The following is a 15,166-nucleotide window of genomic DNA, read 5'->3' as shown; positions in this document are numbered from 1 at the left end:
CCGTTCCACGGGAGCCCGGCGGCTGGTGTCCGTGCGGCTGCTCGGACAGGCCGGCGACGGCGTGCTGCAGGCGGCGCTCGCGTCGTTCGTGCTGCTCTCCCCCGAGCGCGCCGCCTCGCCCGCCGCGATCGCCGGGGCGATGGCGGTGCTGCTCCTGCCGTTCACGCTCGTCGGGCCGTGGGCGGCGACCGTGCTCGACAGGTTCCGGCGCCGGCAGGTGCTCGTGGTCGCCTCGGCCGTGCGCGCCGTCATCGCGCTCGTGGCGGCCGTCGCCGTGGTCACCGCCCCGCCGCTGGTGGTGCTCGTCGTGGCTCTGGCCTACCTCTCCGTCAACCGGCTGCTGCTCGCCGCGCTGTCCGCCTCCCTGCCGCGCGTGCTGCCGGCGCGCGACCTCGTCGCCGCGAACGCCGTCGTCCCGACCGCTGGCAGCGCCGTGGCCCTGGGGGCCGGAGCCCTCGCCCTCGGGGTGCGGCCGTGGGTGGGTGCGGGTGACGCCGGGGACGCCGGGGACGCCCAGCTGCTCGTCGTGACGGCGGTGCTGTGCGCCGCCGCGGGTGCCGTGGCCCTCCGGATCGGGCGGGACGCGCTCGGCCCGAGCGCCCAGGAGGTGGCCGAGCGAACGCGCCCGGAGCGCGACCTCGTGGGCGCGCTGCGGCACCTCTGGGAGCGCCGGTCGGCCGGTGGGGCCCTGCTGCTCATCGGGGCCCACCGCCTCGGCTACGGGATCGCCCTCGTGATGTCCCTGCTGTACGCGCGGACCGCCGTCGACGGCTCGGCAGCGGGCGCCGCCCCCGCCGGTGCCACGGGGAACAGCTCCGGGCTGCTCGCGGCGACCGCGCTCGTCGGCGCCGTGACGCTCGCCTCGGGTCTCGGCTTCGCCCTCGCCGCGGCCCTCACGCCGGTCGGGGCGCGGTGGCTGGGTCCGGCGCGGTGGGGTCGCCTGGCCGCCGGCTGCTCGGCCCTGGCTCCCCTGGCGCTCGCCGTGGCACCAGGCCCGGTCACCCTCGTGGTCGCCGCCGGAGCCCTGGGGCTCACCGCGCAGTGCGTGAAGATCTCCGTCGACACCCTGGTGCAGACCGGCGTCGACGACGCGTTCCGCGGTCGGGTGTTCGTCCTCTACGACGTCCTGACGAACGCGGCGACGATCGCCGCAGCGGGGCTGGCCGCGCTGGTGCTCCCCCTCGACGGCTACTCGGTGCCCGTGCTGCTGGCCCTGGCGGTGTGGTGGGTGGCCCTGGCCGCAGCCAGCGGGCTGCGGCGCTCCGCCACCCGCACCTGACGCCGTTCCAGGGCGTCCGCGTTCCACGGGGAACCGGGCCGCACTCTGTCGCGGTGGCGAGAAACCCGTGAAACGACGCCACCGGCAGGAGCAGGCTGCCGCACGTGGACCCCGAGCGCACGACGCGGATGCCGCTGGACGAGGCGCTGCGCGTCCTCGACGTGCTGGAGGCGCACGGCGTCGGCGCGGTGGTCGGCGGCGGCTGGGGCGTCGACGCCCTCGTCGGCCAGCAGACGCGCGAGCACTCCGACCTCGACCTGTGGCTGACCGCCGAGGCCTTCGAGCCGTTCGTCGTGGCTGCGGGGGAGCTGGGCGTCGACAGGCTGTCACCGTGGCCGGGGGACAGGCCGTGGAACTTCGTGGTGACCGACGGAGCCCTCCTGCGCCTCGACCTCCACCTGCACGAGGAGCTGCCCGGCGGCGAGGTGCACCACGGCAGCGCCGCTGCAGGGGTGCGCTTCCCACGGGCGGCGCTCCAGGGGACCGGGGTGATCGGAGGGCGGTCCGTGCGGTGCGAGGCCCTCGAGTGGTCGCTGCGGTGGCACCAGGACTACCCGCCCCGCGCCGTCGACCGCCACGACGTGGCCCTGCTGTCGGGCCTCGCGGGCCGTCCCGTGCCGGAGGGCTACGAGGTTCCACGCGGCACCTGACAGACCCGCCCTGGTCGTACCGGCGGGCAGACGATCCGTGTCGACCCGCGGTCCAGCCCGGCCCGATGACGTCGGCACACCGCTGTGACCACGACCAGATCCGTGGACGAGATCCACGTCGTCCAGCTCGACCCGGAACGCTCGACGGGTGGAGGTCGCGGAGGTGCGTCGTCAGGTCTGGCAGCTCGGGGGAGTCGCACGTCGCGATGAGCTCGACGTGCACCACCGCGCGCTGGCGCGGGCACCGGACGGCGGAGCCGTGGTGCGCGTGGCTCGCGGTGCGCACGCGCGGTCCGACCAGCAGCCGGCGCCAGCCGCAGCCGCACGGGCCGGGGGAGTCGCCTCGCGCGCGAGCGCCCGCAGCTGTGGCTGCTCGACCTCGTCCCTGCGCCTGCACGTCCCCACGTGACCGTCCGCCGGAACCGCCGGATGGCGCTGGCTGCTTCCGCTGGGCTGGTTCCGCACTGGTCCGACCTGAGCGACGACGATGTCGACGGACTCGTCACGAGCCCCCCTCGTCCGAGCGGACCAGACCCGCGGTGCCGGTCGACTGGCGGTCCTGCGCGTCGCGCGGCGCGCCTCGACCGAGGCCGCCAGCCCCTTCGAGTGGCACGGGCAGCGCCGGGCGCTCGTCACTGACTGCCGCCGCCACGACGACCTGGTCGCTGACGGGTGGAGCGTCCTGCGGTTCCGTGGGAGCAGGTCGCGCTCGACGAGGAACGGGTGGCTCAGGCGCTCACCGACACCGCAGCGCTCCGCCGAGCGCGGACCGGCGGTCGTACCGGCCAGCAGGGCTCGCAGCTGAGGCAGCGGTTCCCCGTGGAACGACGGCGCTCGCGGAAGACGCCGACGCGGGGGGGGCCGGCCGCCCGCGCGAGCAGCTCCCCCGGCGGCTCGCCCGAGCCGTCAGCCGCCGGCGGGCAGCTCGTGGTCGGCGGCCTCGGGCTGCTCGGCCCACCACCGGAGCAGCTCGGCGCGAGCCGCCTCCTCACCGAGCATCCCGGCGTCGAGGCGCACCTGCAGCAGGTGCCTGTACGCGCGCCCCACCACCGGACCGGGCCGGATCCCGAGGATCCGCATCACCGCGGCGCCGTCGAGCTCGGGGCGCACGGCGTCGAGCTCCTCCTGCGCACGCAGCGCGGTGATGCGCTGCTCGAGCTCGTCGTAGGTGCGCTGGAGCCGCTCGGCGGTGCGCTTGTTCCGCGTGGTCGAGTCGGAGCGCGTGAGCGCGTGGAGCCTGTCGAGGAGCGGCCCGGCGTCCGTCACGTAGCGGCGCACGGCGGAGTCGGTCCACTGGCCCCCGCCGTAGCCGTGGAACCGCAGGTGCAGCTCGACCAGCCGCGAGACCTGCTTCGTCGTCTCCTTGTCGAACTTCAGCGCCTTCAGCCGCCGGGCCGTCATCTTGGCGCCGACCACCTCGTGGTGGTGGAAGCTCACGCCGCCGCCCGGCTCGAACCGCCGCGTGGCCGGCTTGCCGATGTCGTGCAGCAGCGCCGCGAGGCGCAGGACGACGTCGGGTCCGTCGGCGTCGAGCCCGTACCGCTCCTCGAGGGCGATCGCCTGGCGCAGCACGGTGAGGGAGTGCTCGTAGACGTCCTTGTGGCGGTGGTGCTCGTCGACCTCCAGCTGCAGCGCCGGCAGCTCGGGGAGCACCACCTCGGCGAGGCCGGCGTCGACCAGCACCCGCAGGCCGGGCACCGGGTCGGTGGCGCGCAGCAGCTTCACCAGCTCGGCCTGCACGCGCTCGGCAGACACGATCTCGAGCCGCGAGGCCATCGCCTGCGCCGCCGCGAGCGCCTGCGGTTCCACGTCGAACCCCAGCTGTGCCGCGAAGCGGGCGGCGCGGAGCATGCGCAGGGGGTCGTCGTCGAAGGAGCGCTCGGGGGCGACGGGCGTGCGCAGGTACCCGGCGGCGAGGTCGCCCAGGCCGTCGAACGGGTCGGCGAAGACCATCTCGGGCAGGCGCAGCGCCATGGCGTTGACGGTGAAGTCGCGGCGGGCGAGGTCGCCCTCGAGGGTGTCGCCGAACTCGACCACGGGCTTGCGGGTGGTGGGGTCGTAGACGTCGGAGCGGTAGGTGGTGACCTCCACCACGACGGGCTGGCCGCCGCCGCCGCTGCGCCGCGAGCGCGCGCCGATGGTGCCGAACGCGCGGCCGGCGTCCCACGTGGTGCTGCCCCAGGCGGCGAGGATCCGCTCGGTCTGGTCGGGGCGCGCGGAGGTGGCGAAGTCGAGGTCGAACTCCCCCTCGCCGCCGAGGCGCCCGAGCAGGGCGTCGCGCACGGAGCCGCCGACGAGGGCGAGCTCGTGGCCGGCCTCGGCGAAGCGCGCGCCGAGCGCGGTGACGTCGGGGGCGACGCGCGCCAGCTCGGTGACGGCGCGGCGCTGGGCCGCCAGCAGCGCGTCGTCGCGGGGGTCGTCACCCGCGGCGCCGGAGGGCTGCTCCTCGGGGTGCTCGGGGGTTCCGGATCCAGGGGGAGGCGCGACCACGAGCGTCAAGGCTGCCAGAGGTCCTCTCGTTACAGTGGCGGACATGTCCTCAGGCGATCGTCGGCAGGCGCCGGGGCAGCGGCGCGGCGGTCCGGGCTCGAGCCCGCGCGGCCCCTGGCGGACCACCGGGCGCACCGTCGAGGAGGTCTCAGCCGGCGGCATCGTGGTGGAGACGTCGACGGGGGAGGCGCGGGCCGCGCTGATCGCCCGGCTCAACCGCGCGGGGCGCCTGGAGTGGTGCCTGCCGAAGGGGCACCTCGAGGGCGAGGAGACCCCGGAGGAGGCCGCCGTCCGCGAGGTCGCCGAGGAGACGGGCATCACCGGTCGCGTGGTGGGCACCCTCGGCACCATCGACTACTGGTTCTCCGCGGAGGGCCGCCGGATCCACAAGACCGTCCACCACTTCCTGCTCGAGGCGACCGGGGGAGCGATCAGCGTGGAGGGCGACCCGGACGCCGAGGCCGTCGAGGCGGCGTGGGTCCCCGTGGCCCAGCTGCGGGAGCGGCTGGCCTTCTCGAACGAGCGGCGCATCGCCCTGGCCGCGAGCGAGCTGCTCGCCGCCGGCGAGTGAGCGCGACCCGGCGCTGCGGCGCTCGCTCGACCGTCCGCCGGGTGCTGGGCGCGCTGGCCGTCGGCGCGCTGGGGCTCGCCCCGCTCGTGGTGCCGGCCGGGGCCTCGGCAGCGGCCGCTGCTCTGCCCACCGCCGTGCCCGCCGCGCTGACGGCGGCGGTTCCGGCGTCCGGCGTCGACGTCGAGCTGGAGCAGGTGCAGCCCTCGGCCCTGGTGCCCGGTTCCGACCTCGTGGTGCGGGTGCGGGTCACCAACGCCCGGACGACGTCGCTCGACGGCGCGAGGGTGCGCCTGTTCGTGAACTCGCCGGTGCTCGCCACCCGCTCCGAGGTGGCGTCCTGGGCCGCGGGGGAGGGGGTCCAGGGCGGTGACCGCTTCGTCGGCGTCGACGGCTCCGAGCTGCCGCTCGACGTCGACCTGGCTCCCGGGGCGAGCACCGAGATGACGTTCGACGTGCAGGCCGACCAGCTCCGGCTCGGCGAGGAGTTCGGCGCCCGGGGGATCACCGTCGACGTCCTCGACTCCTCCCTGCAGCGCCTCGACGCGCTGCGGTCGTTCGTCGTGTGGATGCCCCAGGGCGCTCCCCCGGCCAGCGCGGGGCTGACCGTCCTCGCACCGGTCGTCGCCGGGGCACCCGACACCGGCACGGGGCAGCTGCCCCTCGACGCCCTGGAGCCCGAGGTCACCGGTGACGGCCGGCTCGCCCGCGTCATCGGCTCGGTGACCACGCCGGCCACGAGCCTCGTGGTCGACCCGGCGGTGCTCGGCCCCTACGCCCGCTCCGCACAGGACCCGACCGGGTCCGGCGCGACCGCCTCCCCCTCGTCCTCCGGGACGCCCACCGGATCCGCGAGCGCGACGACGACGGAGGCGCCCAGCGCGACCGCGAGCCCCTCCACCACGGGGACCCTCGTGGCCGGCGACGGGGGTGACGCCCCCGCAGCGGTGCAGAGCTGGCGGGCCCGGCTCCTGGCCCTGAGCCCCGGGGGTGTGGTGGCGCTCCCCCGTGGCGACACCGACGTCGCCGGGGTGGTCGGCGCCGGCACCACCGGCCTGCTCTCCCTGGCGGTCGCCCAGGGCACCGCTGCCGTGACCACGGCTGCCGGCGCTCCCCCGGCGGCCGGGCTCGTGTGGCCGGTGGCCCCCGTCGCCGCCTCGCAGCTCGTGCTCGCCGCCTCCGCCGCCGCCCAGGACGGCGAGGCGCCCGCCGTCGTGGTCGACGCCGCGGCGGTGCCCGGTGCCGTGTCCGCCCAGGGCACCTCCGCCTCCACCGCACAGGTGCAGGCGACCGGGTCCGACGGGTCGACCTCCGCGCCGGTGCGGGCCGTGCTCGTCGACCGGACCGACTCGTCCCTGCTCCTGAGCGCCACCCAGCCGGCCACCGACGGCTCGGCCGCCGACCCGGCGGAGGTGGGGGCCCGGCTGCTGGCCGACAGCGCGGTGGCCGCGGCAGCGGGCGCGGGAGGCCAGGAGCAGGGCCTGGTGCTGGCGCTCCCCCGCACCTGGGACCCCGACCCCGTCGCGGCGAGCTCCGTGCTCAGTCAGCTCAGCTCCGCGCCCTGGGTGCGCAGCGAGCCGCTGACCGACCTCCTCTCCTCGGACGGCGCCACCGCCGGTGACCCCGTGACCGTGGGCGACGACGCCACCCCGGCCGCGGCTGAGGTGTCCGCGGTCCTCCCCGCCGACGGGCTGATCACCGCCCAGAGCGCGGTGGACGCGGTGCGGCGCGCGGGGACGCTGGTCGACGACCCCGCGCTGCTGGAGCAGCCGGTCGAGATCGGCGCGGTCGCCGCCGCGTCCGCGGGGTGGGCGGACGAGCAGGACGCGTGGCGCACCCAGCTGGCCGCGCTCGCCCAGCGCCGCGAGCAGCTGGGTGGGGCGGTCGCCGTCGTCTCGGGGAGCCCGCTCGTGGTCGTCAACAAGGTCGTGAGCCTGCCGGTCACGGTGCGCAACGACCTCTCCCAGAACGCCAGGGTGTGGGTCAGCGTCACCTCCACCAGCCTGCGGCTGCAGCCGGGGGCGGCCCAGGAGATCGTCGTCCCCGCGGGGTCGACGCAGGTCGCCTACCTGCCGGTGCGCGCCGTCTCGAGCGGTGACCTGACCCTCTACGCACGGCTCACCGACCGCGCAGGACAAGCCGTGGGGGGGCCAGGTGAAGGTGCCGGTGAGCGTGCGCGCCGACTGGGAGAGCCGCGGCATCGCCATCGCCGGCGTCGTGGTCGTCCTGGTCTTCGTGGGCGGCGTGGTCCGCACGGTCGTCCGCGTGCGCCGCCGTCCCGCTCCCCCCGTTGTGCGCACCGCCGAGGAGGCCGACGGCGACGGCCCGCCCGCCCGCAGACCCGAGGAGTCCACCCGTGGCTGACCCCACCCCGCCCCCGCCTCGACCGCTCCGGCAGCTGCCGCTGGCGAGCCGGGTGCCCCGGAGGCGGTGGACGCCGGAGGGCGCCTCAGCACCAGGGCCCTCGGACGGGCGAGCGCGGTGATGGCCGCGGGGACAGCCGCCTCTCGGCTGCTCGGCTTCGTGCGCGCAGCGGTGCTGGCGGCACTGGTCGGCGGAACGATCTCGGTGGGTGCCAACGCCTTCGGCCTGGCCAACACGATCCCCACCAACCTGTACCTGCTCATCGCCGGTGGCGTCCTCAACGCCGTCCTGGTGCCCCAGGTGGTCAAGGCGATGCAGCGCCCGGACGGCGGCGCCGAGTACCTGGACCGCCTGGTGACCGCGGCCGTCGTCGTGCTCGCCGCCGTCACGCTGGTGCTCACGCTCGCGGCTCCGGCCGTGGTGTGGGTCTTCTCCACCCAGGCCCCCTCGGACCAGAGGGCGCTCGCTGTCGCCTTCGCCTTCTGGTGCCTCCCGCAGGTCTTCTTCTACGCCCTCTACACGCTGCTCGGACAGATCCTCAACGCCAAGGGCCTCTTCGGGGCCTACATGTGGGCCCCCGTCATCAACAACGTCGTGGCGCTCGTGGGCATGGGGGTGTTCTTCGTGGCCTTCGGCGGCATCAGCGCCGACGCCTCCACCCAGGCGTGGACCCCCGCTCGCACCAGCGTGCTGGCCGGCACCTCGACGTTGGGCGTGGTCGCTCAGGCACTGGTGCTCGTGGTCCCGCTCCGACGCGCGGGCATCCGGCTGCGGCCGAGGTGGGGCGTGCGCGGCATGGGCCTGCGCAGCGCCGGGAAGGTGGCCGGGTGGACCTTCGGCGCCCTCCTGCTGAGCCAGGCGACGGCTCTGGTCGTCAGCAACGTGACCACCTCGGTCCCCGGGTCGGCCGGCGCTGGCAACGGCGCCTGGGGCAACGCCTTCCTCCTGTTCATGCTCCCCCACTCGCTGGTGACCGTGTCGCTCGTCACCGCGATGTTCACGCGCATGAGCGCCGCCGCTGCCCGCGGTGCGGTCGACGAGCTGCGGTCCGACGTCTCCCTCGCCCTGCGCACCGTGGGCGTCGCCATGGTCCTGGCGACGGCTGGCCTGGTGGTCACGGCCGACGCCGCCGGGTTCCTCGTGGGCGGCTTCCGGGCTGACCAGGCGCGGCAGCTGGGTCCGGTGGTGGCCGTGGCCGCCCTGGGCCTGGTCCCCTTCAGCGCCACCTACCTCGTGCAGCGCGGCTTCTACGCGCTCGAGGACGCGCGGACGCCGTTCTTCGTGCAGTGCCTCGCCACAGCGCTGTGGGTGGGCGGGGCCCTCGCGTCCTTCGCGCTGCCCGAGGCGCAACGAGTGGTCGGCGTGGCGGCGGCCCTGGCGGTGTCCCAGTGGGCTGGTGCCCTGGCGGGTGCGTGGGCCCTCCACCGGCGCCTGGACGGCATCGAGGGGCGCCAGGTCCTGCAGACGCACGTCCGGCTCCTGGTCGTCGGTCTCGCCGCCGCGGCAGCGGGACTCGCCGCCACCCGACCGCTCGGCGGCCTGCTCGACCGCGGGATCCCCGGGGCGGTGCTGCTCGCCGTCGTCGGCGGCGCCGTGGTGGTCGCGGTGTACGCAGCCGGGCTGTGGCTGCTGCGGGTCCGGGAGGTGCAGCCGCTGCTGCGCCGCCTCCCCGGACCGCTCCGCCGCCGCTGAGCCACCGCCCCCTCGGGCACGCCCCCACCCCTCACCGGGCAGACGCGGACGAACCCCCGCGAGCCGGGCGCACCGCCCTGCCCCGACCCGCGACGCGCCCTCGCGACGCGCGCTCGCCTCCGGGCTCCGGGAGGTCTCCCGGCCTAGCATGGGCTGACGTCTCGCACGCGCCCCGGACAGGCCGGGAGCCCCGGGCGGAGCATCGCGGGGAGGGTGGGCAGTGGTGAACGGCCAGTCAGACCTGTCGGCGCCGACCTCGGACGGCACGGCCACGGGCCCCGCTGCGACGGGCGCCCGCGCCCGGACCGCCGCCGGCTCCGTCGGGGTCCTGCTGGACGGCCGCTACCGGCTCCTGCAGCGCCGCACCAAGGACGGCCCTGCCGCCACCTGGGACGGCGAGGACGACCAGCTCCTGCGCCCCGTCGTCATCCACGTGGTCTCGGGCGCCACCGCCGCCGAGGCCGTCGACGCCGCCCGCCGCTCCGCCGCCGTCGAGGACGAGCGGCTCCCCCACCTGCTCGACGTCGGGCTCGAGCGCGCCGCCGACGGCAGCGCCCTCGGCTGGGTCGTGACCGAGCGCTCGCCCGGGCGCACCCTGGCGGACCTCCTCCGCGAGGCCCCCCTGCCCGCCTCGCGGGCCCGCGCCCTCGTCGGCGAGGCCTCCGCCGTGCTGGCCCGTGCCAGCCGCTCGGGGCTGCACCACCGCCGCCTCGACCCGAGCTCGGTCGCGCTGACCGCTGACGGCGCCGTCAGCGTGCTGGGCCTGGAGATCGCCAGCGCCGCCGCCGGCCTGCCGCCCCGCACCCCCGCCGAGGCCGAGCGCGAGGACGCCGAGGGCCTGGTCCGCCTGCTCTACGCCGCGCTGACGGGCCTGTGGCCCGCTGGTCGGAGCGGCTCGCTGGGCGCGGCCCCCACCGGCCGCGGCGGTGCCCCCGTCACACCCGGCCAGCTGTCCACCGGGGTCCCCGACGACCTCGACGCGCTGTGCGCCGCCGTCCTGGGCCCCTACCGCGAGGGCCCGGCCACCCCCTCCGACGTGGCCGCCGTGCTCGCACCGTGGGGCAGCTCCACCGGGCCCGTCACGCGCACGGGGCTGGGCGTCAGCGTCCCGGAGAGCTGGCCCGTCCCCGACCGCACCGCCTCCGCTGCGTCCCCGAGCGCCGGCGCTGCCGACGCCGCCGGGACGGCGGACGCCCCCGCCCGGGCGTGGTCGTCCGCGCCGGTGCGCGCACGGCTCGGCGGCGGTCCCGGACTCCACTTCGCGGGTGCTGCCGGTGCCGGTGCCGGTGCTGGTGCTGGTGCCGCCGAGGAGGCTGGCGCAGCACCGGGTGCGCCGGTGACCCCGGCGCCCGAGACCCGCGCCTCGCGGCGAGCCGCCCAGCGCCGGGCCGAGCGCGAGGCCGCCGGGGGCGACGCCTTCGAGGCGCTCCTCGGACCGGTCAGCGGCCCCCGGCCTGCCGTCCCGCCAGCCGCCCCGGTCGCCACGGCCCCCGTGGCCCCGCCGGAGCCGCGCCCAGCCGCTGCCGCCCCGAGCGCCGCTGCCCCCGCCGCCCCCGCAGCGACCACCCCCCTCGCGCCGGCGCGCTCGCCCCGCGAGACCACCGCCGCCTTCGACGACACCGACGCCTTCGACGACACCGACGCCACCGACTGGGTCGGCGCGGGCTGGGGCCACGCCCCCGCCGGCGCCCGTCCTGTGGCTCGACCCGAGGCGCGACCCGCGGGCCGCGCCCGTCCTCGCCCCCGCCGGTCCGAGAGCCGGCCCGCCGCGGTCGTGGCTCCCGCCCGCGCCCGGGTCCAGCCGACCGCCGCGCTGCACGAGGACGTCCAGGACGACCACCCCCACGACCACCCCCGCGAGCGCCGCCGCCGCGGACCGGTGCTGGCCGTGCTGGGCCTCGTGGCCGCCCTCCTGGTGGCCCTCGTGGTGCTCGTCATCGCCAACGCCTCCGCCCTCGGAGGGGTCCTGGGCATCGCGCCGTCGGACGCCAGCACGGGCAGCGCGGCCGCGCCGCACGCCGCAGGCGCTGACGGCGCCGCCCCGGGCACCGGCGCCTCGGAGCCCGCCGCCGACGGTGCCACCGAGGGCGCCCCGGCGGCGGAGGTCACCGGGGCCACCCCCGCCGACCCCTTCGGCGACGGCACCGAGAACGACGCCGCCGCGAGCCGCGCGGTCGACGGCGACCTCGCCACCTCCTGGACGTCGAGCACGTACACCAGCGCCGCGCTGGGCAACCTCAAGCGCGGCGTGGGCCTCTCCCTGCAGCTCGGCGACGGCACCACCCCCAGCACCGTGACCTCGCTGTCGCTGACCACGCAGGGCACCGGCGGCACCGTCGAGGTCCGCAGCAGCCCCGACGGCGGCTACGAGGGCAGCACCGTGCTGACCACCACCGCCGCGGGCACCGGCGGCCAGACCGTCGAGGTCCCCCTCGACCAGCCCGCCACCGCCACGCACCTGCTCCTGTGGTTCACGCAGCTCCCCGCGAACGGCACCGGCTACGCCGCCGCCGTCGACGAGGTCTCCGCTCGCTGAGCCGCCGAGGCGCGGCCGGGGAACACCGCGCGCCTACGATCCGTTGCACGAACGGCGCCGGGAGACCCCGGCGGCTCGATGTGGCGGAGGAGCCTGCCTGTGACTTCGGACGACGTCCGCGACCTGGTGATCGTGGGTTCTGGGCCCGCCGGCTGGACGGCGGCGATCTACGCCGCCCGCGCCGACCTGAGGCCCGTCGTGGTCGCCGGCTCGGTGACCGTCGGCGGTGCGCTGATGAACACCACCGAGGTCGAGAACTTCCCCGGCTTCCCCGAGGGGCTCATGGGCCCCGACCTCATGGAGCGCATGCAGGCGCAGGCCGAGCGCTTCGGCGCCGAGGTCGTCTACGACGACGCGGTCGAGCTCGAGCTGACGGGTGACGTCAAGGTGGTGCGCACCGGCCTCGGTGAGACCTACCGCTCGCGCGTCGTCGTCCTGGCCACCGGCTCCGCCTACCGCGAGCTGGGCCTGCCGAACGAGAAGCGCCTCTCCGGCCACGGCGTCTCCTGGTGCGCCACCTGCGACGGCTTCTTCTTCAAGGGCAAGGACGTCGCCGTCGTCGGCGGCGGCGACTCCGCCCTGGAGGAGGCGACCTTCCTGACGCGCTTCGCCGAGTCGGTCACCCTGGTGCACCGCCGCAGCGAGCTCCGCGCCTCGAAGATCATGCAGACCCGGGCGCAGAACGACCCGAAGATCCGCTTCGCCTGGAACAGCGCCGTCGAGGACGTCCTGGGCGAGGGCAAGGTCACCGGGCTCCGCCTGCGCGACACCACCACCGGCGAGCTCCGCGACCTGCCGGTGGAGGGCGCCTTCGTGGCCATCGGCCACGACCCGCGCACCGACCTGTTCACCGGCCAGGTCGACCTCGACGACAAGGGCTACGTCGCGGTCGACGGGCGCTCCTCGCGCACCAACCTCCCGGGCGTCTTCGCCTGCGGCGACGTGGTCGACCACGAGTACCGCCAGGCCATCACCGCCGCCGCGTCCGGCACGGTCGCCGCGCTCGACGCCGAGCGCTACCTGGCGGCCCTCGCCGACACCGACTCCCCGCGGGTCGCTGCCGTCGAGGCCGAGGAGGTCGCCGAGGCGACCGCCGTCGGCTGACGAGCCCCGCCGCGCACCACCAGACCACCTGACCGTCCACCGACCCACCGCAGAGAGGAACCGCCATGACCGCTCGCGCCGTCACCGACGCCACCTTCGACACCGAGGTGCTGCAGTCCGACAAGCCCGTCCTCGTCGACTTCTGGGCCCCCTGGTGCGGCCCGTGCCGCCAGGTCTCCCCGATCATCGAGGAGATCGCCAGCGAGAACTCCGAGGCGCTCGACGTGGTCAAGGTGAACACCGACGAGAACCCGCGCACGTCCGCGGCGTACGGCATCACCTCGATCCCGACGCTCAACGTCTACAAGGGCGGTGAGCTGGTGAAGCAGATCATCGGCGCGCGCCCGAAGCCGGTGCTGCTGAAGGAGCTCGCCGAGTTCATCGGCTGACGCACCCGTCCACGACGAAGGCCCCCGACCGCGAGGTCGGGGGCCTTCGTCGTGCGGGCGGCCAGAGCCCCGCCGCGACCCCCTGGCGGCCCTGTGACGGCCCTGTGACAGCCCGGAGGGGTCGGTCAGACCCCGGAGAGGACGGGCACCCGCGCGCGCCCCAGGATGCGCTCCAGGGCCGCCTCGACGTCCTCGCGCCACGACAGGGCCGTCCGCAGCTCCAGGCGCAGGCGCGGCCAGCGGTGGTGGGGCCTCACCACGGTGAAGCCGACGGCCTCGTAGAAGGCCGCGGGGACGACGCAGTCCGCCGACAGGCCCAGCCGCCGCTCGTCGACCTCCGGGCCGGCGGCGCCGAAGGCCTCCAGCGCCCGCACGCCGCGCTGGGTGAGGTCCTTCGCCGCGCTCTGCACGAGCATCCGCGCGATGCCCCCGCCGCGGTGCTGGGGCAGCACGTGGCCCGTCATGAGCAGGACGGCGTCACCGCTGACCGGTGAGGTGGGGAAGCTGCGCGAGCGGGGGACGTGCACCGGCGGGGCGTAGGTGACGAAGCCGGCGAGCGCGTCGTCGACGTACGCCAGCCGCCCCGCGCTGCCCCACTCGAGCAGCACCGAGGACAGCCACGCCTCCTTCTCGAAGGCGGTGCCCCCGGCGGCGACGGCGCGGCCCGCCGAGACCGGGTCGAGCTCCCAGGACACGCAGCCGCGGCAGCCCGAGGGCAGGTCCGGCAGGGACTCCAGGGTCAGCGGGGCGATGCGGCGCGACACGCCGGTCCGTCCGGAGGGGTCAGAGGGCGCCGGTGGGTGCGTCCGCACCCTCGGCGTCGTCCGCGGCGGCGGCCCCGGCCACCGAGCCGGCCTCGTCCGGCGCGAGGGACCCGAGGATCCTGTCGAGGTCCTCCAGGGTCGCGAACTCGACGGTCAGGCGGCCCTTGCGGGCGCCCATCGCGACGCTCACGCGGGTGTCGAACCTGTCGGACAGGCGGGCGGCCAGGTCGTCGAGGACCGGAGCGGACGCCGAACGCACCTGCTCGCGCGACGGCCGGGGCGCGCCGACGCCGCCGAGGGCCACGAGCTCCTCGGTGGTGCGCACCGACAGGCCCTCGGCCACGATCCGCTGCGCCAGGCGCTCCATCGCGTCGCCGGTGGGCAGCCCGAGGAGGGCGCGGGCGTGGCCGGCGGACAGCACCCCGGCCGCCACGCGCCGCGCGACCGACGGGGGCAGGCGCAGCAGGCGGATGGTGTTCGAGATCTGCGGCCGGGAGCGCCCCAGGCGCTGGGCGAGGGAGTCGTGCGTGCAGCCGAAGTCGTCGAGGAGCTGCTGGTAGGCGGCGGCCTCCTCCAGCGGGTTCAGGTCGGAGCGGTGGAGGTTCTCCAGCAGCGCGTCGCGCAGCATGTCCTCGTCGGTGGTGTCGCGCACGATCGCGGGCACCGTGGTCAGGCCCGCGCTCTCCGCGGCGCGCCAGCGGCGCTCGCCCATGACCAGCTCGAACGACATCTGCTCGTCGGGGCCCTGGGCGGCGCCGTCGGCGCGGCGCAGGGGCCTGACGACGACCGGCTGCAGGACGCCGATCTCCTTGACGCTGTGCACCAGCTCGGCGTGCGCGTCCTCGTCGAAGACGAGCCGCGGCTGGCGCGGGTTGGGGCTCACCGAGCCGACGGGCACCTCGGCGTACCAGGTGCCGGGGATCGGGAGGAGGTCCTCCTCGTCGGCCCCCGCCGTGGACCGCGATCCGCCGCGGCGCGGGGCCTGGCGGGCCGGGGCGCCGTCGCGCAGGTCGATGACGGCGGGGTCGGCGGTGCCGCCGTCCTGGGCCGCCGCGGCAGCCGGCGCCGCGGCGGGGGCGGCTGCGTCCTCGCGGGGCCGCTCGGCGCGGGCGGTCGGCCGCACGGCGGTGAGCTGGCCGGTCACCTCGGGTGAGACCGCGTCGGGGATGAGGGCTCCCAGCCCGCGGCCGAGCCCCCGGCGTCGCTCGCTCACGACCGTCCTCCTGCTGCTCGGCGCTGGCCCCGGGTGCTGCGGTCCGGCGTCCACGACCCGCGCAGGTCGAGCGGGCCGGTGCGCAGGTCGACGACGTCGGACGGGCCGCCCTGCGGC

The 15,166-nt window shown here is 76.7% G+C and carries 11 protein-coding genes and 1 pseudogene; 9 read left to right on the top strand and 3 right to left on the bottom strand.

Translation table 11 applies throughout. The features are described 5' to 3' along the window. Positions 1–25 precede the first annotated feature (25 nt). Together F1641_RS16865 and F1641_RS16860 are read left to right on the top strand one after the other, a co-directional pair. A complete protein-coding gene (locus F1641_RS16865; RefSeq protein ID WP_194907444.1) occupies positions 26–1,279 on the top strand; it encodes an MFS transporter in 1,254 nt (417 codons plus the stop codon). A 104-nt stretch (positions 1,280–1,383) separates the two neighbouring features. Further along, positions 1,384–1,929: a nucleotidyltransferase domain-containing protein gene (locus tag F1641_RS16860; protein WP_206691338.1), complete on the top strand. Its 546-nt coding sequence runs from the start codon at positions 1,384–1,386 to the stop codon at positions 1,927–1,929. 906 nt (positions 1,930–2,835) lie between these two features. On the opposite strand, the gene F1641_RS16855 is transcribed toward F1641_RS16860, so the two are convergent. Then, positions 2,836–4,464, bottom strand: a complete 1,629-nt coding sequence (locus F1641_RS16855) for a CCA tRNA nucleotidyltransferase (RefSeq protein WP_194907442.1) — start codon at positions 4,462–4,464, stop codon at positions 2,836–2,838. Here F1641_RS16855 and F1641_RS16850 point away from each other — a divergent pair. The 7 genes and pseudogenes from F1641_RS16850 to trxA all read left to right on the top strand — a co-directional run bounded on the left by F1641_RS16850 (position 4,463) and on the right by trxA (position 13,072). Then, positions 4,463–4,990: an NUDIX hydrolase gene (locus F1641_RS16850; RefSeq protein ID WP_194907440.1), complete on the top strand. Its 528-nt coding sequence runs from the start codon at positions 4,463–4,465 to the stop codon at positions 4,988–4,990. The two genes, F1641_RS16855 and F1641_RS16850, sit on opposite strands and share 2 nt — an antisense overlap. Next, positions 4,894–7,080 (top strand): annotated as a pseudogene (locus tag F1641_RS24025) (DUF6049 family protein); the annotation flags it as partial. The gene F1641_RS16850 and the pseudogene F1641_RS24025, both read left to right, overlap by 97 nt. Before the next feature lie 73 nt (positions 7,081–7,153). Then, entirely contained in the window at positions 7,154–7,351 is a 198-nt protein-coding gene (locus F1641_RS16835; protein WP_194907437.1) for a DUF6049 family protein, read from the top strand. Positions 7,352–7,417: 66 nt separating this feature from the next. Further along, positions 7,418–9,043 carry a murein biosynthesis integral membrane protein MurJ gene (gene murJ / locus F1641_RS16830; protein ID WP_309225667.1) on the top strand — a complete coding sequence of 542 codons (1,626 nt, stop codon included), beginning with the start codon at positions 7,418–7,420 and terminating at the stop codon, positions 9,041–9,043. Positions 9,044–9,266: 223 nt separating this feature from the next. Next, entirely contained in the window at positions 9,267–11,579 is a 2,313-nt protein-coding gene (locus F1641_RS16825) for a hypothetical protein (RefSeq protein WP_194907435.1), read from the top strand. A 78-nt stretch (positions 11,580–11,657) separates the two neighbouring features. Beyond that, on the top strand, positions 11,658–12,683 hold the full coding sequence (gene trxB / locus F1641_RS16820) for a thioredoxin-disulfide reductase (RefSeq protein ID WP_194907434.1): 1,026 nt from the start codon (positions 11,658–11,660) through the stop codon (positions 12,681–12,683). Positions 12,684–12,748: 65 nt separating this feature from the next. Then, positions 12,749–13,072, top strand: a complete 324-nt coding sequence (gene trxA / locus F1641_RS16815) for a thioredoxin (RefSeq protein WP_194907433.1) — start codon at positions 12,749–12,751, stop codon at positions 13,070–13,072. A gap of 125 nt (positions 13,073–13,197) precedes the next feature. Here trxA and F1641_RS16810 read toward each other — a convergent pair whose 3' ends face one another. Both F1641_RS16810 and F1641_RS16805 read right to left on the bottom strand, forming a co-directional pair. Beyond that, positions 13,198–13,836 (bottom strand): GNAT family N-acetyltransferase, encoded by a 639-nt coding sequence (locus F1641_RS16810; RefSeq protein ID WP_194907432.1) that lies wholly within the window; start codon positions 13,834–13,836, stop codon positions 13,198–13,200. 19 nt (positions 13,837–13,855) lie between these two features. Next, complete coding sequence (locus tag F1641_RS16805) at positions 13,856–15,049, bottom strand: ParB/RepB/Spo0J family partition protein (protein ID WP_194907431.1); 1,194 nt, start codon at positions 15,047–15,049, stop codon at positions 13,856–13,858. Between the last annotated feature and the right edge of the window lie 117 nt (positions 15,050–15,166).

It is taken from the genome of Quadrisphaera sp. INWT6, assembly GCF_015390235.1.
Classification (GTDB): domain Bacteria; phylum Actinomycetota; class Actinomycetes; order Actinomycetales; family Quadrisphaeraceae; genus Quadrisphaera.
Note: the sequence above shows the minus strand (reverse complement) of the source record. Positions and strands in the feature narration are given on the sequence as shown.